At 63.1% G+C, this 18,648-nt stretch carries 21 protein-coding genes and 1 tRNA gene; 6 read left to right on the plus strand and 16 right to left on the minus strand.

The window, feature by feature from the left end:
• Positions 1-10 precede the first annotated feature (10 nt).
• Genes M3465_RS02075 through M3465_RS02095 form a run of 5 tightly spaced genes read right to left on the minus strand, consistent with a single transcriptional unit; the run spans position 11 to position 4,240 of the window.
• Entirely contained in the window at positions 11-1,219 is a 1,209-nt protein-coding gene (locus tag M3465_RS02075; RefSeq protein ID WP_249500044.1) for a pyridoxal phosphate-dependent aminotransferase, read from the minus strand.
• 24 nt (positions 1,220-1,243) lie between these two features.
• On the minus strand, positions 1,244-1,912 hold the full coding sequence (locus M3465_RS02080) for an NnrU family protein (RefSeq protein ID WP_249500045.1): 669 nt from the start codon (positions 1,910-1,912) through the stop codon (positions 1,244-1,246).
• Positions 1,913-1,921: 9 nt separating this feature from the next.
• On the minus strand, positions 1,922-3,130 hold the full coding sequence (locus M3465_RS02085; RefSeq protein ID WP_249500046.1) for an NnrS family protein: 1,209 nt from the start codon (positions 3,128-3,130) through the stop codon (positions 1,922-1,924).
• A 4-nt stretch (positions 3,131-3,134) separates the two neighbouring features.
• The gene (locus tag M3465_RS02090) at positions 3,135-3,773 is read right to left on the minus strand and encodes a 5-formyltetrahydrofolate cyclo-ligase (protein ID WP_249500047.1); all 639 of its coding nucleotides are present in this window, start codon (positions 3,771-3,773) and stop codon (positions 3,135-3,137) included.
• Entirely contained in the window at positions 3,770-4,240 is a 471-nt protein-coding gene (locus tag M3465_RS02095) for a group III truncated hemoglobin (RefSeq protein ID WP_249500048.1), read from the minus strand. The genes M3465_RS02090 and M3465_RS02095 overlap by 4 nt, the downstream gene beginning before the upstream one ends.
• 99 nt (positions 4,241-4,339) lie before the next feature.
• On the opposite strand from M3465_RS02095, the gene M3465_RS02100 reads away from it, so the two are divergent.
• From M3465_RS02100 to M3465_RS02110, 3 genes are read left to right on the plus strand one after another with little or no spacing between them, the layout of a single operon-like run.
• Entirely contained in the window at positions 4,340-4,756 is a 417-nt protein-coding gene (locus M3465_RS02100) for an RrF2 family transcriptional regulator (RefSeq protein ID WP_249500049.1), read from the plus strand.
• Positions 4,757-4,786: 30 nt separating this feature from the next.
• Entirely contained in the window at positions 4,787-5,017 is a 231-nt protein-coding gene (locus tag M3465_RS02105; protein WP_249500050.1) for a hexameric tyrosine-coordinated heme protein, read from the plus strand.
• Positions 5,017-5,295 (plus strand): DUF6522 family protein, encoded by a 279-nt coding sequence (locus M3465_RS02110; RefSeq protein ID WP_249500051.1) that lies wholly within the window; start codon positions 5,017-5,019, stop codon positions 5,293-5,295. The genes M3465_RS02105 and M3465_RS02110 overlap by 1 nt, the downstream gene beginning before the upstream one ends.
• Here M3465_RS02110 and M3465_RS02115 read toward each other — a convergent pair whose 3' ends face one another.
• From M3465_RS02115 to M3465_RS02155, 9 genes are all read right to left on the minus strand, one after another.
• Positions 5,296-6,210, minus strand: a complete 915-nt coding sequence (locus M3465_RS02115) for an FAD:protein FMN transferase (RefSeq protein ID WP_249500052.1) — start codon at positions 6,208-6,210, stop codon at positions 5,296-5,298.
• Complete coding sequence (locus tag M3465_RS02120) at positions 6,207-6,773, minus strand: nitrous oxide reductase accessory protein NosL (RefSeq protein WP_249500053.1); 567 nt, start codon at positions 6,771-6,773, stop codon at positions 6,207-6,209. Before M3465_RS02120 ends, M3465_RS02115 begins: the two co-directional genes overlap by 4 nt.
• Positions 6,770-7,594, minus strand: coding sequence for an ABC transporter permease (locus tag M3465_RS02125; protein WP_249500054.1), 825 nt, complete (start codon positions 7,592-7,594; stop codon positions 6,770-6,772). Before M3465_RS02125 ends, M3465_RS02120 begins: the two co-directional genes overlap by 4 nt.
• A complete protein-coding gene (locus tag M3465_RS02130; RefSeq protein ID WP_249500055.1) occupies positions 7,591-8,487 on the minus strand; it encodes an ABC transporter ATP-binding protein in 897 nt (298 codons plus the stop codon). Before M3465_RS02130 ends, M3465_RS02125 begins: the two co-directional genes overlap by 4 nt.
• On the minus strand, positions 8,453-9,784 hold the full coding sequence (locus tag M3465_RS02135) for a nitrous oxide reductase family maturation protein NosD (protein ID WP_249500056.1): 1,332 nt from the start codon (positions 9,782-9,784) through the stop codon (positions 8,453-8,455). Before M3465_RS02135 ends, M3465_RS02130 begins: the two co-directional genes overlap by 35 nt.
• A 3-nt stretch (positions 9,785-9,787) precedes the next feature.
• Positions 9,788-11,725, minus strand: coding sequence for a TAT-dependent nitrous-oxide reductase (gene nosZ, locus M3465_RS02140; RefSeq protein WP_249500057.1), 1,938 nt, complete (start codon positions 11,723-11,725; stop codon positions 9,788-9,790).
• A gap of 11 nt (positions 11,726-11,736) precedes the next feature.
• On the minus strand, positions 11,737-13,941 hold the full coding sequence (locus M3465_RS02145) for a NosR/NirI family protein (protein ID WP_249500058.1): 2,205 nt from the start codon (positions 13,939-13,941) through the stop codon (positions 11,737-11,739).
• Positions 13,938-14,399 (minus strand): hypothetical protein, encoded by a 462-nt coding sequence (locus M3465_RS02150; RefSeq protein WP_249500059.1) that lies wholly within the window; start codon positions 14,397-14,399, stop codon positions 13,938-13,940. Before M3465_RS02150 ends, M3465_RS02145 begins: the two co-directional genes overlap by 4 nt.
• Before the next feature lie 106 nt (positions 14,400-14,505).
• Positions 14,506-14,582: transfer RNA gene (locus M3465_RS02155), tRNA-Arg, on the minus strand.
• Between the two features lie 104 nt (positions 14,583-14,686).
• Between M3465_RS02155 and M3465_RS02160 the strand changes: the two genes are divergently transcribed.
• Positions 14,687-15,199: a superoxide dismutase family protein gene (locus tag M3465_RS02160; protein ID WP_249500060.1), complete on the plus strand. Its 513-nt coding sequence runs from the start codon at positions 14,687-14,689 to the stop codon at positions 15,197-15,199.
• 36 nt (positions 15,200-15,235) lie between these two features.
• Here M3465_RS02160 and M3465_RS02165 read toward each other — a convergent pair whose 3' ends face one another.
• On the minus strand, positions 15,236-15,547 hold the full coding sequence (locus M3465_RS02165) for an ETC complex I subunit (RefSeq protein WP_249500061.1): 312 nt from the start codon (positions 15,545-15,547) through the stop codon (positions 15,236-15,238).
• 155 nt (positions 15,548-15,702) lie between these two features.
• Here M3465_RS02165 and M3465_RS02170 point away from each other — a divergent pair, with 155 nt between their 5' ends.
• Together M3465_RS02170 and uvrB are read left to right on the plus strand one after the other, a co-directional pair.
• The gene (locus M3465_RS02170; protein WP_249500062.1) at positions 15,703-15,951 is read left to right on the plus strand and encodes an antifreeze protein; all 249 of its coding nucleotides are present in this window, start codon (positions 15,703-15,705) and stop codon (positions 15,949-15,951) included.
• 106 nt (positions 15,952-16,057) lie between these two features.
• Positions 16,058-18,232: an excinuclease ABC subunit UvrB gene (uvrB, locus tag M3465_RS02175; RefSeq protein WP_283254923.1), complete on the plus strand. Its 2,175-nt coding sequence runs from the start codon at positions 16,058-16,060 to the stop codon at positions 18,230-18,232.
• Positions 18,233-18,365: 133 nt separating this feature from the next.
• On the opposite strand, the gene M3465_RS02180 is transcribed toward uvrB, so the two are convergent.
• Positions 18,366-18,611: a TFIIB-type zinc ribbon-containing protein gene (locus M3465_RS02180; protein WP_249500063.1), complete on the minus strand. Its 246-nt coding sequence runs from the start codon at positions 18,609-18,611 to the stop codon at positions 18,366-18,368.
• Between the last annotated feature and the right edge of the window lie 37 nt (positions 18,612-18,648).

Raw genomic sequence — 18,648 nt, forward strand, 5'->3', positions numbered from 1 at the left:
GTCCGGCGGCTCAGGCGCGGTAGCGCGCCACCATCTCCACGATCCGCTTTGCCGCCGCGACCGCCGCCTTGTGATCCTGCGAAAAGTTGAGCCGGATGCTCGACGCGGTCTGCGGCGCGAATTCCGATCCCGGCGTCACCGTCACGCCCGCCTGAACTCGGAGCAGGCGCACGAAGGTTTCCGGCGGCACCGCAAGGCCCGGCAATTCGGGAAAAAGATAGCTGCCGGCCTGCGGCGTTGCGACCGGCAGGCCGGCGCCCCGGAACACCGCCAGAAGATCGTCCCGAATGGCCTCATGCTGCGCGATCCGGTCTTCCATCCAGCCATCCGGCTCATCGAACCATGTGCTTAGCACCGCCTGATTATACCCGGCGGCGCGCAGCGAAACGATCGCCTGCAGCTTTTCCATCCGGTCCACGAGATGCGCGCTGCCGAAGGCAACGCCAAGCCGGAAGCCGCTGAGCGATTCCGTTTTCGACGGCCCCATGATCGTGATCAGATTGTCGGGCCTCTGCGGCTGCGCGCGCAGATGGGTGTAGCTTTCGCCGCGGTAGAGAAGCCGTGAATAAAGCTGATCGACGATCACCGTCACACCATATCGCGCGGCACGTTCAGCGATCCGCGTGATGGCGTCTTGCGAATAGACCACGCCGGTCGGATTGTTGGGGTTGGAAAAGACAAAGACCTCCGCCCCATCGCGGAACGCCGCTTCCAGAGCGTCCAGATCCGGCCCGGTTTCCGCATCCCGATAGCGCAGAGCCACCGGCAGAATCTGCCCGCCGAAGAACCGCACCAGCTTGCGGTTGGCGAAGTAGTCCGGCTCTATGATGGCGACGCGCGTGCCGTGATCCACCAATGCGCCCAGTGCAAGAAACAACGCACCCTGCGTGCCGGGCGTAAGGATCAATTCGTCCACCGGATCAACCGGCGCACCGGTGAAACCGGCAAGGCGCCTTGCAAGCCGCTCGCGGATCGCGGCAGCGCCGCGATATTCGGTATAGGCCTGCGCGCCGCCGGCCTCATATCCGGCCTCCCAAGCCTCGCGCGCGCCGGGCGTGGGTGCAAAGGCATCGACATCGCCATGCGAGAAATCGACCGGCGTGCCGGGTATGACATCGCCGCGCATCACCGCGGAAAGCTGCCCCGTGCCTTGGCGGACCTCCTGGCCCGGCGCGTTCTCGGCACCCAGTTCGGCGAATTTACTCTCCAGTCGCGTCATGCCCAGTCGTCTCCTGCTGCCGCGTCACCCCAGTGGGCTGACGCCGAAAAGCCAAGGATGCAGCCAGATCAAAAAGACGTAAAGGGCAATTCCCACCAAGATACGCAGGGCCGCGCCAGTCCATGAAGCCGGGCGGGCATGCGACAAGCGCGCCGTCGTCTCTCGCCTCAGCCGCTGCCAATCCGGCCCCATCTCACGCTTGCGCCGCCGGTCGATCAGGCGGCCGCCAAAAGCCGCAAAGAGGGTGAAGACGCCAAAGAGAATGACATGCGCCAGATCGCCATTGGCCACCAGATGCGCGCCCGCCCAAAGCGCCAGCGCGAGCAGCAGCGGATGGCGGCTGACCCGAACGATCCCGGCGCGTTCGGGGTCGAACCGTTCGCGATGCGCCCCTCCGAAGGAAAACGGGTTGGGGCGTCCGATTGTCAGCGCGATGATGATACAGACCGGAAGCATGACTGTCAGAGGGACATGCCGCTGCCAGTCTGCCCAATGCCAGAGCGCCACATAGGGCGCACGCCCCGCGGCCGCGATCAGCCAGAACAGTATTGCCAGAGAAAGAAGCGAGTAGGCGAGCGTGAAGCCGCGTTGCCCAAGCCGAGCCTCCAGCCACGGTCGCACCGGCGGACGGATCGGCACCGAATGGGACAGGAAGAACACGATCCATGCCGCGATGAATTCAAGCCACCCCATGAACCTGCCTCAATTCGCCGCGCGTTTGGCCGGGGATTTGAAAAGAAGCAGCCGGCCATAGACTGCTGCGTAAAGCGCGAAACTCCCCATCCACCCAAACCCGGCGGCAACATGCAGCGCCGCGCTTTGCTCGGGCCAGATGCCCGCGGCGACACGCGCGAGTACGGCCACCAGCATCGCGATGTAGATGGCGCTTGTGGCGGGGCTGGCCGCAAGCGTCTGGCCCGTATGGCCCAGCGTCGCGCGGGTCATCACCGCAAGCGTCATCAGACCGATCGCGCCGGCCATCCAGAAATGCTGTATCGCCGCGAGACCGGAACCACCGAGCAGGATATCCCCGCCCATCGCCAGCGCGCCGAGCGGAACGAAGGCGTAGCCGACATGCAGAACGGTCACCAGCGGCTCAGCAAGGGTAAGATGCCCGGACCAACGGGCGAGCCGAACCGTGTGCAGCGCACCGGCAGCCAGAAGCGCGGCGCCCGTGACGGGGTGATATGGCAGCGCCGTCCAGAGCAGGAGCGATGCGAGCAGCGCCAGAAGCGCCGCCTTGTCGAATTTCCGCATGGGCGGGGTCGGAAGGCGCGTCTCGCCCCGTTTGACGAGCCAGTTGCGGGTGAAGGACGGCACGATCCGCCCGCCGATCACGCCGATCATCATGATCGCCGCCCCAAGCCCGATGCGCAGACCGTATCCTTGCGCCGCGAACGCGCCCTGCGCCGCTTCCCAGTGGAAGACCGCATTGCCCAGCGTGAAGACGACCAGCATCGCCAACACGATCAGGTTGCGCCAGTTCTTGCCCGCCACGATCTCGCGCGCCAGAACCGAAGCGAGCATGATGTTGAATGTCAGATCGATCAGCGCCACCCAAAGCGGCGAGAGACCCAGCGAGGCGGCGACGATGAGCCGGCCCAGCACCCAGAACAGAAATAGCCCGCCCAGCGGCCATCCGACGATCGGCAAGCGCCCCGTCCAGTTCGGCACGGCGGTCAGCAGAAAGCCGGCGATCACCGCAGACAGATAGCCATAGAGAAATTCATGCGCGTGCCATGAAACCGGATCGAAGGCGGTCGGCAGGGATATCGCCCCGGACAGCATTGGAATCCAAAGCGCCATTGAAAGAAGCGCCCAGATCGCGGAGCCGAAGAAGAACGGCCTGAAACCGTAACTCAGGATTGCCGGGCCGCGCCAGGCGCGCATCAGTTCTGCGGTGGTGCTCATGGGATCAACTTGTCTGTGTTCCCGCTTCGGTCAGGATAACATCTAGCGGGATATCGTGAGGTTGCGGGTGGATCGTGTCGAGCCGTGCCGATTGCAGCCCGATGCCGATGGTGAAAGGCCGCGGCGAGAGCGCCGCCAGCGTTCTGTCGAAGTACCCCCCGCCATAGCCGAGCCGGTAGCCATCCGCGCTCCAGCCCATCAGCGGGGCGAGCGTGATGTCGGGCGCGGCCGCCTCGGCTTCGGGTGGCGGCACGGGAATGTTCCAATCGCCGCGGGTCATCTTGGTGTCGGGCGTCCAGCGGCGGAACACCAGCGGAGCGAATTTCTGTTCCACGATGGGCAGGCAGACGATGACGCCGGCCTCGTGCAGATCCTTCATCAGGGGGCGCAGGTCCGGCTCTCCCTTGATCGGCCAATAGGCGGACAGCACCTTGCCTGCACCGCCCGCGAAACGCCGTTCCAGCAGATCGCGCAAGTGGTTGCGCAGCGCCGCATCGATGGTTTCGCGCTCCTGAACGCCCATCGCCATCCGTTCGGCTCGCAGACGCGCGCGCTCGGCCCTGCGCCAGGCCGGCACGTCCTTCGGCAACGCAAGCTCCGGCGCCATGCAGGGCGACGAGGCGTAGGGTGACGATCCGGTCATGGCGCGCGCCTCAGCATCGGAACGATCCGCGCTTCCCGTCGCGACATATCCTCCACCGCCATGTGAAGCGAGCGGGCGATCCGTTCGGCCCGTTCGATGACATGCACCGCGCCTGCGGGCGTGCAGACCTCCTGTGCGGTCTGGCGAAAAAGCGTCAGCCAATGGTCGAAATGGTCCCAAGTCACCGGCAGCTTCGCGTGTTTGGGCATCGGCGCGCCGTGATACCGGCCCGTCATCAGGGCAACGGAGGACCAGAACGTCACCATGCGATCCAGATGGGTGGGCCAATCGGTGATGCGCGCCTCGAAGATCGGGCCGAGGGCCGCATCGGCGCGGATGCGATCATAGAAGCGATGCACGAGGCGCGTCAGGATATCCTCGTCGAGCCCGGTTTCGGCCATGATCTTCGCAGTCATTTCAGGCCGGGCGGAGGAGACGCGCAGTTCGGGATGTTTCGTGTCGGCCATCGGCCTGCCTTGCCTTGCAGATATTCGCTTTGCATTCCCTGCTAAACCTGTTAATCGGTATTGTAAATACTTATTCAACAGCAATGCAAACGGGCGCCCATGCGATTGACCTCCTTTACCGATTACGGCCTGCGGATGCTCATGCGCATGGCCAGCGCGCCGGGGCGCGCCCATTCGACTGCGGAGCTTGCCGAGGAATTCGGCCTGTCGCGCAACCACCTTAGCAAGATCATGCAGCGTCTGGCAAAGGGCGGCATTGTCGATACCCGGCGCGGCAGCGGCGGCGGCGCGGTCCTGGCGCGGAAGCCGGCGCAGATCCGGCTTGGCGATATCGTGCGGCTTCTTGAACAGGATCAACCGCTTGTCGAGTGTTTCCAGCCCGGCGCGCAATGCACGCTCGATGGGCGGTGCGCCCTGAAATCTCGCCTGCGGGGGGCGGAAACGGCCTTTCTCGATCACCTCGATCAATCCACCCTCGCCGATATCTCTCTGCCGGCGATCCCGGTCGATGCCTGAGTTCACCCACCGAAAAAGGAAGGATACCTCATGTCACAATGGCTCCCCACTCTGATCACCGACACGCCGCAAGAGGGCTATGAGCTTGCGGTCAAACTGTCGCGCATGACCGTCAAGCTGACCCAGCCCGATGCCGAGGCGCGCGACAAGATGCGCCCCGAATATGCGGAGGATGCGGATTCCCTGATCGCGGTCAGCCAGGTGGTCGCCACCCATTTCGCGACGGTGGCGGCGGCGAACGGGTATTGGAAGGACAGGTGATGGCGGATGTCGAGTTTGGCGAGGATGGATATGTCGTCGATGCCGGGCTGATCGCCAAGGCGTTCAAGCTCGATCCGGCAGAGGTTCAGCCACTGATGCAAAGCGGGGCCATCACCTCGCGGAGCGAGACCGGCATGGACGAGGATGCGGGGCGTTCGCGGCTGACGTTCTTCTACAGGGACCGTGCCTTTCGGCTGACGCTCGACGCAGAACATAACATCCTGACGCGCGCGGTGTTCGACGCACCGCGCCCGTTCAGTTTCGGTCTCGAAGGCTGATCATGCCTCGGTCAGTTTTTCGAGCCGCGCCCCGTCGAACCGCGCGATGCAAGCGCCGATCTCGTCAGGTGACGACATGAGGCAAGCGGCGGTGGACAGTGCATCTGCCAGCGCGGCGGAACGCGCCGTCACGCTGATCTCGCGCCATTTAGAAGTGCCCGGCTTGCCGGTCCGAGGGTCGAGGATGTGCCCCACCTGCCCGCCTGCGTCAAAGCTGGTGCCGAGCGGCGCGGATGTGGCGAGCGCCCGCGTCGCGAGCCGCACGCTGCCGCCAGCGGCCAGCTTGACCGGCCACGCCCCGCCGCCGGGATGACCGCCGATGGCGCGAAACTCTCCGGTGTCGATCAGGATGTCGGTCAATCCCTCTTTCTCAAGCATTTGCGCGACGCGGTCGGCGATATAACCCTGCGCGATCCCGTTCAGCGTCAGTGCCATGCCCTGCTCTAACGTGATCGCCGAGGGTGCAAGCGACACCTTGCTCCATCCGGTTTTCGCCGTCGCAACCTCGATTTCCCCAGCAGCCGGCAGCGAACCCCGCGCACCCGCCTCGGCGTAAGCCGCCCAAAGCGGCTGCACGGTCACATCGAACCGGCCACTGCTGGCGTTATGCACGGCCCCGGCGAGAGACAGGCATTCAAGCAGCTCGAACGGCGGATTTTCAAGCGCGGCATCTCGGTTGAGTCGCGACAGGGCACTTTCGGCGCGATAGAGGCTGAAGATATCCTCCAGGCGCGAAATCTCGGACGCGACGCGTTCGGCGATAGCCTTGGCGTCTGGATGCGCGAGGCGCAGCGTGGCACGTGCGCCAAGGGCGACGCCCTGCCAGGTATAGACCGGCTCGGCCCGCGCGATGCCGGGAACGGCAAAGGCGGCGGCGCTGATGGCGAGGAAACGGCGGCGAGTGGTCATTGTCATCCTCCGGATGTGCGCGACAGGTTGCGCAGACGTTGTTCGAAATCGGCATCGTCGGAATCCCCACCCAGATCGACGGGGGCCAGAACGGCGCTGTCGGGGATCTCGCTTAACTGCATGACGTTCCCGCCATTCTCGGCGGCGAAACTTGCGGCCTTGTCGGGATCGGAGAAGGGAACGATCTCGGGCGCGCCCATGCCGCCCTTGACCGCGGACCCGACGACATAAAGCGCGTCTTCAGCATCAATCCAGTTGTCCTTGCCGGGCTGCGCCCATGTCGCTCCGGGCGCGGCCATGTCATTGACCCAGACCGACAGGATCTCGTGGCTCTGCTCGGGCATGCGCATATAGGCGACCACGTCGCGCACCTGGCTGAAGAACAGCGGCGCTTGCGGAAGGCCGGCCAGATGCGCCTGGGCCTTGGGGCCGTCATGTTCCAGAAGGTTCATCTGGCAATAATGCCCGACCGCATCTTCGGACAGCGGAACGGCAGAGACATCCTGCGCGACCTCTTCCTTGCAGGCGGCAAGGGCCAGGAGCATGGCGATGATCGGCAGGACTCTCATGGCACCACCTTTCGGAAGCTGAGCGCGGCAAGCGCCAGCGCGATGAAGGGCCAGACGGCGACCGAAAGAAGCGATTGCCATTGCGGGATCGCATTCGCCGCGCCAGCGACGCCTGAGGCCGCTGCCGTGGCTTCGGCGGCGGTGAGGTTGAAGAGCCGGAACGCGTCCGCCGGGTTGGCGAGCAATGCGGCCGGGAAGATGCTCTTGGTGAAGAAGCCGCCATCGTCGGCGACCACGGCCGCCAGAAGGCCCAGATCGTAAAGCACCACCAGCCCGAGCCAAAGCCCGATCGCCAGCCCCGCCGCGCCGGAGACACGCTTTGCCCGCGAGGACAGCGCATAGCCGATGCCGAGGAAGGTCGCGCCGAGAAGAACGGAGGTCCATGTCAGCCGCCAAAGCGCCGCGAGGCCGGACAATGCCGCCGGATCGACCACAATCGCGATGGCCGCCGCCGCGCCGTAGCCTGCGACGATGGCAAGGATGAGGATGGCCGTATGCGCCAGCAGCTTGCCCGCAAGCACTTCCCAGCGGGCGACGGGATAGGTCAGCAAGAGCGGCAACGTCCCGCGCTCGACCTCGCCCGCCACGGCGTCGAAAGACATGAGCAGCGCGACCAGAGGCACAAGATAGACCGAAAGCGACGTGAGAGATGCCGCAACGACCGACAGCCGGTCCGCGCCGAGCGCACCGGTGGGCGCCGAGCCTGCGGCCGAAAGGACGAGCGAGAAAAGCACCATCAGCACGACGGCGATCAGCACCCAGCGGTTGCGGCTGGCGATGCGGATCTCGGTTGCGGCGGTGGCAAGGATGCGGGTGATCATTGTCCGTCCCTCCGGCTGTAATGGCTATAGATATCTTCAAGGCTGGGCGGGATGATTTCCAGATCGACCACCTTGCCGCGCAGCTCGGAAATCCGCGCCAGCGTGGCGAGCTTTTCTTCCTGCGTGCAGGAAATCTGCAAGCCCTCGCCGACACGGATCGCGTTGGGCAGCGCCGCCATGATGTCGCTGTCATAGCCGTTGAGCGCGGTAATATGCATTGCAACCGGCAACGCGGCTTCGCGGCGCAGATCGGGCAGCGTGCCTTCGGCCACCATGCGCCCGCCCGACAGGATCAGCAGCCGGTCGGTCCGCGCCTCCACCTCGGTCAGCGCATGGCTCGACAGCAGGATCGACGCGCCGTCGGCGGCGAGGCCATCCAGCAATTCATAGAAATCGCGGCGCGAAACCGGATCGAGCCCGCTTGTGGGCTCGTCCAGCACAAGAAGGCGCGGCGCGCCAATCAGCGCCTGCGCCAGTCCGACCCGCTGCCGCATCCCCTTGGAATAGGTGCCGATCCGCCGCCGCGCGGCATGGCCGAGGCCGACCCGCTCCAGCAGCTCCATCGCGCCGGCGGTATCCTGCCCGCGCAGGCGCATGTAGAAGGTGATCTGTTCAAGCCCCGTGAGCGCCGAATGGAAGGTCGCGTTTTCCGGCAGGTAGGCGACCTGCTCGCGCGCCGCCGCCTGTCCGGGCTTCGCGTCGCAGACCGTCACCTCGCCGCCACTGGGTGCGATGAGGCCAAGGATCACTTTCATCAGCGTGGATTTGCCCGCCCCGTTATGGCCGAGCAGCGCCACCCGCTCGCCGGGAGCGACGCTGAGGGACACGTCAGACAGGGCCGCGACCCCGTCATATGTCTTAGTGAGATGAGAGATCGTTAATGTCGAAGTCATCGAGGTCACTTTCGTCCCGGTTGGCGACCGCTTCGGCCTCCATGCGGGTGTATTCATCGGGCACCGCAATCTGCGGTGCTCGCATAAGGGGCGCGCTGTCCACGACGCCGCCGGGCAGCGTGGCCGGAAAGCTGGATTGCGCCCAGCGGATCAGTTGCACCGCCGGCGCGCCGGTCAGCAGGCTGGCGGCGGGTTGGGACCACAGGATGTGGTCCATCAGGTCATTCGGCCGAAACGGGCTATCGGCGATGCCGTCGCCGCCCAGATCGAAGCCGGGATGGTCGGACCAGTAATTGCCGCGCCCCTCGAAGCTCCATTCGATATCGCGCGTACCGACATATTTCACCTGCGTCTTGTTGCCGATGAAGGCATTGCCGGTCAGCACGTTGCGCTCCGATCCGGCGGTGAAATGGATGCCGATCTCGCAGCCCTCGAAACGGTTGCCGACGATCAGGTTCTTATGCGCATTGTAGATAAAGGTGCAGCGGTTCGCACCCCCGCGCACGAGATTGCCGGACACATCGGCGTTATTGGCATAGTTCAGCATGACGCCGTGGCTGATGTCGGACAGGCTCAGATTGTCCTTCACCACGACGCGATCCGAGAACATGATGGCATAGCCCAGATGGTTGCCGATGGACACGTTGCCGGACACTTCGGAGTCGTTGGTATACATATAGTGCACAGCGAACCGCAGATCGCGGAACAGGTTGTTCCGGTAGGTGCCGGTGCGCGAGGTGTTGGAAAAGATGCCGTCGCGGCCCCAGCGGACGGAATTGCCCTCGACCAGCGTGCCGGGAGAGTTCCAGACATAGATGCCGTTGCCCCGGTCGTTCATGCGCTGCTGTTGCGTGCCTTCGATGGTGTTGCCGATGACCCTTGCGTCATGGCCGCCATGCACATCGACGCCGTGCAGATTGCCCAGCACCTTGTTGTTCTCAATCAGCGCGCGGTCGGCTTCCTTGAGGATCTTGATCCCGGCATCCAGCGCCTCGCTGTTCAGGCCCGATCCGGTGACGGTCAGATCGCGCAGGGTCACATCCGGCGCGTCGATGGTGACGACGGTTCCGTTGCCCATCCCGTCGATGATCGCCTCGCCCTCGCCCTGCAGCGTCAGGGGGCGGTCGATGGTTATGGCGCCCTCATAGCGCCCATCTTGCAAAAGCAGCACATCGCCGGGATCGGCCCCGGCGATGGCGGTGGCCAGCGTGCCCTGCCCCGGCTGCACGGCAATTTCGTCCGCCCAGAGAGGCAGCGCGAAACACACGGACAGAAGGAAGGGCAGGACACGCATCATGGCTTAGCTCGCACGCGGTTCGACGAACATCCGGCCGCGCATCTCCATGTGGAGCGCGTGGCAGAACCACTGGCAGTAATACCAGTAAACGCCGGGCTTGGCCGCCGTGAAGGTGACGGAGGCCGTCGCCTGCGGGGCGACTTCCATCGCAACGCCGTGGTTGTTCATGGTAAAGCCGTGGGTCAGATCGTCGATGTCGTCGAGGTTGGTGACATAGACGGTAACCTCATCGCCCTGCTGCACGGTGAACTTGTCGATCGAGAAGTTCGGCGCCTGGCTCGACATATAGACCCGCACCTTGTTGCCATCGCGGATGATCGTGTCCTGATAGTCGTCGAGATCGACTCCATCCTTTTCGGCCTGCTTTCGCGCGTCCTCCCACATCACGTCATTGCGATCCCAGACCGAAACCGGGTTCACTTTGGACGGATCGACGATGATCGAATCGTGCGGCTCGGCAAAGGTCGGGCCGTCGTGAATCAGCGTCATGTCGTCCCCGTCGATGGCGAAGAGCTGCTCGTTCTCGGGCTTGAGCGGGCCGACATTGAGGAACCGGTCCTTGGAGAACTTGTTCATTGTCAGGTAGTACTTGTCGGTCGCCTCAAGCGTTTCGCCCATCACGGTCGAGTTGTGGCCGGGCTGATAATGCACGTCCTTCTTGACGATGATCGGATCGACGTCCTCACCTGCGTAAAGCTGCTTGGCCTTTTCGATGTTCCACTTCACGACCTGGCTGTCGAGGAAGAGCGTGGTGTAGCCGTTGCCCTTGCCGTCGAACGCGGTGTGAAGCGGCCCGAGGCCCAGCTCCGGCTCTGCAACCACGGCGTCGCGCGGCTCTATCTTGCCGTCGAACACATCGTCCAGCTTGCGCACGTCGATGACCGAAACGGTCGGCGACAGCTTGCCGGCAATACACAGGTGGATCTTGTCGGGCGCCATGTTGCAGCCATGCGGGTTGTTCGGGATCGGCACATAGGCGGTATACTTGTTGCCCGCATCCTTGCGGCCGTCGAGAACCTTGACCCCGTTCAACTCCTGATAATCGCCGGCCTCGATGCCCTTCTCGATCTCCTTGATGTTGAACACGACGACATGGTCCATGTCCTTTTCCGTCATCTCGGGCAGGGTCATGCCCATTTCCGAGTTATAGGAGGTCGAGAACGCGTATTTGCCGTCGTAATCGCAATCGGTGTTGTCGAGGTTGCCCGTCACCATCACCTGCCAAGCGACCTTCATCTCGTCCGCGTCGATGGCGGTGTAGAAGTTCACATACTTTTCCGGCTCGTCGAGGATCTTGCCGTCATTGACCATCGGCACCTCGTCTTCGCCATTGGCGAACACATAGTTGGTGCGCGGCCATTTCTGCGGACGCAGACCGTGGATCGCCTTGGCGTTGGGGATCTCGATGATCTTGTCGCATTTCATCACGTCGCAGCGCACGCGCGCGACGCGGGTGTTGGCCTTGTCGTTCATGAAGAGATAACGACCGTCATATGTGCCTTCGGTGAAGGACATGTGCGGGTGGTGCAAATCGCCGTTGGGCGGGAATTCATGGCCGTTGGCCTTGAGGAATTCCTTTGTCTCCGGCAGCAGGCCTTCGGTCAGGATCTTCTTGGATTCGTTGGTGATGCCCCAGCCGGTCGCGGAGCAGATATTGAACACCGGCACCCGCATCAGCTCGCGCATGGACGGCACGCCCAGGATGCGCATCTCGCCGGCCTGACCCGAGGACCAGAAGCCATAATATTCGTCAAGCTGGCCCGGCCCGACTTCGGCGCCGGTGGCGCGGGCGCTGGTGGTGCTTGCAACGGTGGCTGCGCCGACGGCGGCGGTGCCCGTCAGCATCGCGCGTGTGCCGAGAGCGCCGGCAAGCGCCGCGCCTCCTGCGGTCGCGCCGAGAAGGCCGCGCCGGGTGATCGGCAGTTTATTCCCCTCAGACATCTTTTTTCCTTTCAAGTTGCTGGTTGGGTTTTGGGTTGGTTCGGATGCCCCGCGATATTCCGGGACAGGTCGGGCGCGGCGCCGACCTTGGCGCGCCGCCGCAACTTCTTGATCACCACCGGGCAGGTGGTTTCCGACTGGTAGAGCACCTGGCAATGCAGGCAGTCGATACATTCGTTCGGGTTGATCTCACCCGTGGGATGGATCGCCTGAACGGGGCATTGCTTGGCGCAGATCTGGCACGGGTTTCCACATTCGTGATAGCGCTTGAGCCAGTCGAACATGCGGATCCGCGCGGGAATCGCGAGCGCGGCGCCCAAGGGGCAAAGGTAGCGGCAGAAGAACCGCTCCACGAAGAGCCCCGCCACCAGAAGCGCCACCGCATAGGCGACAAAGGGCCAGGCGCGCACGAAATTCATGATGATCGCGGTCTTGAACGGCTCCACCTCGGCCAGTCTCTCCGCCTGCTCCACGCTGACGAGCGACACGCCGAACAACCCCAGGAATATCATGTATTTCAGCGGCCAAAGGCGCTCATGCAGCCCCCAGGGCAAATCCCATTGCGGGATGCGCAGCGCCCGCGCGATCTTGTTGAGCAATTCCTGCAGCGCGCCGAAGGGGCAAAGCCAACCGCAATAGGCGCCCCGCCCCCAGAAGATCAGCGCCGCCGCAACCGCGAACCACAGGATGAAGGTCAGCGGATCGAGCAGAAACGCCTGCCAGCTGAACCCGGAGGTCAGCGAATTGAAGAGCGCGATCAGGTTGACGACAGAAAGCTGCGCATTCGCATACCAGCCGAGATAGACCAGCACGACAGTCAGGAAGGCCATGCGGAACCAGAAGAACCTGCGTTCGTTCTGAACAACGAAATGCTGAAAAAAGAACACGCCGGTCAGCAGCGCGAGCATCACGCCCAGCACGATGATCTCGGTCGTCTTGCTTTCCCAGATGCGCTTCCAGAGCGCCTGATGCGCGGCGGCCTCCGATTGCGTCGTCACCTGATCGACGGAGGCGGGCACCTCGGCGGCAGGAGGGGGCGATACGCGCTGAAGATAGGCGTCGGGCAACTCGTAGCCCAGATCGAACGTGGTGAAAATCTTCTCGATCGCCCCGACTTCGCGTTGCACGAGGAGCTGAATCCGGAACGGCTCGGCAGGGTTGAACCCGCTATCGGCGGGGATCTTGAACAGATCCGCCTCGTTGAACTCGGGTGCGCCATCGGCGGCGATACCATTGATACGCTTGTGCATACGGTCACGGAAGCGGACGGAAATATCGTCCTGAATCAGAACGATCCGGTCGAAGATGCCCCCCCGCACATAGCCTGATCCCTTGAAGGAATAGATGCCGCGCCCGAAGATCGCCACGGCATGGTCGCCCTCGTCCAGCCACGCTTGCAGGTTCTGCGCCTCGGCCTCTCCAAGAAGAACCTCGCCGATGGAAGGATGCGAGACCAGCGCGGCCTGCATCTCGATGAACGTCGTCTCAGGCGCCTCGGTCAGCGCGCGCTTGGTCGCGCGGGGATCGTCCATCGCGGCAAAGGCCGCATTGACCTGCCCGACATCGAGCGACAGGCGGCGCAAGGTGCCGTCGCCCTCCAGCGTCATCCAGTCATCGGCCGCGACTGCATCCGGGTCGATCTCGAACTGCGGGCCGGTGCCTTCCTCCTCGACCGCCAGCCCGCCAAGACCCAGCCGCCTCGCGACCTTGAGACCGGCGCGGATGATGGAATCGTCGATCACCATGATCGTCACGGTTGCGCCGGAGATGATATCGAGCTCATGCGCCGTGCCGCCCGACTCGGCCTCCGCGACAAGGTCCAGCCCGCGATAATCGGCGACCAGCGCCTTGATTTTGGAATCCGGAATACCGATGAGAACGATGGGTTCGGAATGTTTGACCAGTTCGACACCGATCACCTGCGCGGCGTCATCAACGGCGACCATCGTATGGATGGGCTTGCCGGAATAGCCGGTGGTGGAGACGAAATCCGAGGCAATGAAGGCCCAGCCAATCCTGTCCCCGCCGGAGAGAACCTCGACCACCGGGATATCGTCGCGGATCGCGCCGAAGGCATCGGCACCTTCGACCAAGGCACCGGCTTCGACATCGGGAAGAAGATCCGACAAAACGGATTGCGCCGCTGCACCCTGCCCGAAGAGCAGCAAAGCGAAGACGAGGACAAGCGATTTGAGGAGATGGGAAAGGGCAGTCATGCAACGGCGTCCTGCAAGATTGGGCGCCCATCGCAACGCGGATCGAGGCCGGCGCGCAATGCGCCCGCACCGTGATCCGGCTTGGTCGACGAAGGAATGCGACGCGCCGGAGGACCGCGCGGCATGGGGCCGAGTTCGAAGTGGGTATGAGTGACGGAATGCTGTCGCACCCCGCCAAGAGGATCGGCAGGCACCGGACGGGCCGACACATTCTGCACATCCGGTTCGAGCGTGTCGAGATGGAGGCTACAACAGGTCAGGCATTTCAGGCAGACGCCGCCCTCCTCGACCGGCGCGCCATCAGCATCGACCGCGATGGTTTGCACCGCACCATCGGCGCAAATTTCCACAAACGCCACAGCGCCGTTTTCCCCGGCCAAGGCCACAGAGGCCGGGCCATAGATCGCCAGGCACAGGGCCAGGACGAGTCGGGAAAGGGTGCAGCAAAGCGTCTTCATGCCCGCGACCTACCAGCCTTTGCCGCGCACGAATTTGATATTGCGCAAAGTCCCCCGATTCCGCGCAGATGACCTAGCGTGATGGCAATGTGTTACGGGGCAAAGCTGGCGATCCCTTGAGGACTCGAACCCCAAACCTGCTGATTAGAAGTCAGCTGCTCTATCCAGTTGAGCTAAGGGACCGCTGAGTGTCGATTACGACAGGAGCGGCGCGGCGTCAAAGATTGAATGGAACATGCACGCCCCGACGGCGGTTGAAGCCTAAACACCACCGAAAGGAGATCACGATGACCCGTTCCTTCCTCGCTGCCGCGCTGGCCGTTCTGCCTGCCTTGCCGCTGGCGGCACAAGAGTCCGAGATCGCTGCCGCCGATGTGGAAAACCGCGATGGCACCTCCATCGGCACCGTGACGGTAACAAGCCAGCCCTCGGGCCACGCATTGGTTATCCTGGCACTGACCGATATCCCCGAAGGCGATCATGCGGTGCATCTGCATGAAACGGGCGATTGCTCTGCCGAGGATTTTTCGTCGGCCGGGGGGCATATCGCCGGTGATGCGCAGCACGGGATCGGGGTCGAGGGCGGCCCGCATCCGGGGGATCTGCCCAATGTGGTCGTGGGCGATGATGGCGTTGTGAATGTCGCCTTCTTCAATCCGCTGATAGAGATGTCGCAGCTTTTCGATGAAGACGGCGCTGCCTTCATCATGCATTCTGACGGCGACGATTACGTCAGCCAGCCCGCCGGCGCTGCAGGCGACCGGATCGCTTGCGGCGTATTCCGGCGCGAAGCGCAATAAACGCCTCTTTCCGCCTCGGCCAAGCGCCGGGGCGGCTCAATGTGTCCAGGCGCCCTTACGATCGACGGCGAAATTTTCCGCGTATCCGCGCGGGCGGATATTCGGTTTGCGCTTGTTGGGCTGAAACTGGACCACGTCGATACCGTGTTCCTTGACATAGGCCTGCGCAGCTTCGAGCGTGTCGAACTTCAGGCGCACCTGGGTCTGCGTGTCGCTTGACGAGGTCCATCCCATGAGCGGATCGATCTCGCGCTTGCTGTCGGGCAGGAATTCGAGCAGCCAGTGCCGCGTCTTGGCGGTGCCTGACGACATGGCCGTGCGGGAGGGTTGATACAGACGTGCGCGCATGAGGATCTCCGTCTCGGACTCGCGGCTGTATCGGACATTTCACGGGAACCATCAAGAGGCCGCGGCGGTTTGCCTCGCGGGCGCTGCAACGCAGCAAGGACAACCGCAGGAGGCTTTTCATGTATCTGCCCGCATTGCTCAAATTGCAAACCGACATGGCGCTGATGGCGCTCAATGCGCAAACCGTGATCACGCTCAGATTGCTTGGCATGAGCGGCGCGATTCCGGCACGCCGAGGCGAAAACGCGCGCATGGTTTCGGAAAAGCAGAAAGCTCTGATCGATGCCTGGGGCGCGGGAGCGAAAGCGGCCCTGAGCGGACGGCCGGCGCACGATATCGTCGCTGCTTCGATAAAACCGCTGTCTCGCAAGGTGCGCGCCAATCGCAGGCGTTTGCTCAAGTAAGCGCCTGTTCGGGTCGCCCTCTTGAACGGCGTGCGATTCATGACACTTATAGAGGACCGTTTTTTCCAAGGATAGCTGCGTGCCGAAAAGCGATACCATCGAACAGATGCCGATGATGGCCAACCCCGCGCCGGATGTGCGTAACCGCGAAAAGCTCGAGGGCGGCATCCGGTTCAGGATGCAGACCGAGTTCGAGCCTGCGGGCGATCAGCCGACCGCAATCGAGGAGTTGACCGCGGGCGTTCTCGATGGCGAGCGCGATCAGGTTCTGCTTGGCGCGACCGGCACCGGGAAGACATTTACCATGGGCAAGGTGATCGAACAGGCGCAACGCCCGGCGATCATCCTGGCACCCAACAAAACTTTGGCCGCGCAGCTTTACGGTGAGTTCAAGGGCTTCTTCCCCGACAACGCGGTCGAGTATTTCGTCAGCTATTACGACTATTACCAACCCGAAGCCTATGTGCCGCGCTCCGACACCTATATCGAGAAGGAATCGCAGATCAACGAGCAGATCGACAGGATGCGCCATTCGGCCACCCGCGCTCTGCTTGAACGGGACGATGTGATCATCGTTGCCTCGGTATCGTGCATCTACGGCATCGGCTCGGTCGAGACCTACGGCGCGATGACGCAGGATCTGCATGTCGGCAAGGAATACGATCAGCGCAAGATCATGGCCGATCTGGTGGCCCAGCAATATCGCCGCAACGATCAGGCCTTCCAGCGCGGATGTTTCCGCGTGCGCGGCGATTCGCTGGAGATTTTTCCAGCCCACCTCGAAGATCGCGCATGGAAGCTCTCGTTCTTTGGGGAGGAACTGGAAAGCATCACCGAATTCGACCCCCTGACCGGGGAGAAGACCGGCACGTTCGAGCGCATCCGCGTTTACGCGAACAGCCACTACGTCACGCCCAAACCGACGATGCAGCAGGCGATCCAGGGCATCAAGAAAGAACTGCGCATGCGGCTCGATCAGTTGGTGAGCGAGGGCAAGCTCCTTGAAGCACAGCGACTTGAGCAGCGCACGAATTTCGATCTCGAAATGCTGGAAGCCACGGGCGTGTGCAACGGGATCGAGAATTATTCGCGCTACCTGACGGGCCGCGCCCCCGGAGAGCCGCCGCCCACGCTGTTCGAATTCATCCCCGACAATGCCATCGTATTCGCCGATGAATCCCACGTTTCGGTTCCGCAGATCGGAGCGATGTATAAAGGCGACTACCGGCGCAAGTTCACGCTGGCGGAACACGGTTTCCGCCTGCCCTCCTGCATGGACAACCGTCCGCTCAAGTTCGAGGAATGGGACGCGATGCGCCCGCAATCGGTCTTCGTTTCGGCCACACCCGCCAAATGGGAGATCGAACAGACCGGCGGCGTGTTCACCGAACAGGTGATCCGCCCCACCGGGCTCCTCGATCCGGAGGTGGAGATCCGGCCAGTGGAAATGCAGGTCGACGATCTGCTCGACGAGGTGCGCAAGGTCACGGCGGACGGCTACCGCACGCTGGTCACGACGCTGACCAAGCGGATGGCCGAGGATCTGACGGAATACATGCACGAACAGGGCATCAAGGTCCGCTACATGCACAGCGACATCGACACGATCGAGCGGATCGAGATCCTGCGCGATCTGCGTCTCGGCGCGTTCGATGTGCTCGTCGGGATCAACTTGCTGCGCGAAGGGCTCGACATTCCTGAATGCGGGCTAGTAGCCATTCTCGATGCCGACAAGGAGGGCTTCTTGCGCTCCGAAACGTCACTCATCCAGACCATCGGCCGCGCGGCGCGCAATGCCGATGGCAGGGTCATCATGTATGCCGACCGCATCACCGGCTCGATGGAGCGCGCGCTTGAGGAAACCAACCGCCGGCGCGCCAAGCAGATCGCCTATAATGAGGAACACGGCATTACGCCGGAAACGGTCAAGAAGAACGTCGAGGACATTCTTGCCGGGCTCTACAAGGGCGACGTGGACATGAATCGCGTCACCGCGAAGATCGACGACAAGATGCAAGGCTCCAACCTGCAAGCCGTGCTCGACGGGCTGCGCGCGGATATGCGCAAGGCGGCCGAGAACCTTGAATTCGAGGAAGCGGCGCGGCTGCGCGACGAGGTCAAGCGGCTCGAAGCGGTCGACCTCGCTGTCGCCGACGATCCGCTCGCGCGTCAGCAGGCGGTCGCCAAGGCGAGCGAGGAGGCCGTCAAGGCGTCGGGTCGCTCCACCGCAGGACGCCCCGGCCAACGCGGCGGCAACGTGCAGCGGCGAAAGAAAAGGTGACGGCGCGCTAGATCAAGGGGATGAACGGCACGCCGCAGCCGGACACGGCACAAAGAACGATCAGGCAAAAAAAAGAGGCGCATCGGGCGATCCGTGATGTTGCAAACATCGCGCCTTGCTATTTGCAACTTTGCTAGAAGTCGAACAGTTCTTCCAAAAACCCGCCGCGTTTCTTTTTCTTGCGATAGCCCTGATCGTCGCGGTAGCGGGTCTCCCCGTAGTCGCGCGCGGGTTCGGGCATATATGCGGTGCTTCGGTCGATGATCTTGTCAAGCTCGCCGCGATCCAGCCAGACGCCCCGGCATTGCGGGCAATAATCGATCTCGACACCGGAGCGGTCCGTGATGACAAGTTCGGTTCCGTCTATCGGGCATTTCATTGGGGCGTCTCCTTTGCTTCCTGTCATTCTGACATAA

Source organism: Marivita sp. GX14005 (assembly GCF_023370775.1).
Classification (GTDB): domain Bacteria; phylum Pseudomonadota; class Alphaproteobacteria; order Rhodobacterales; family Rhodobacteraceae; genus Marivita.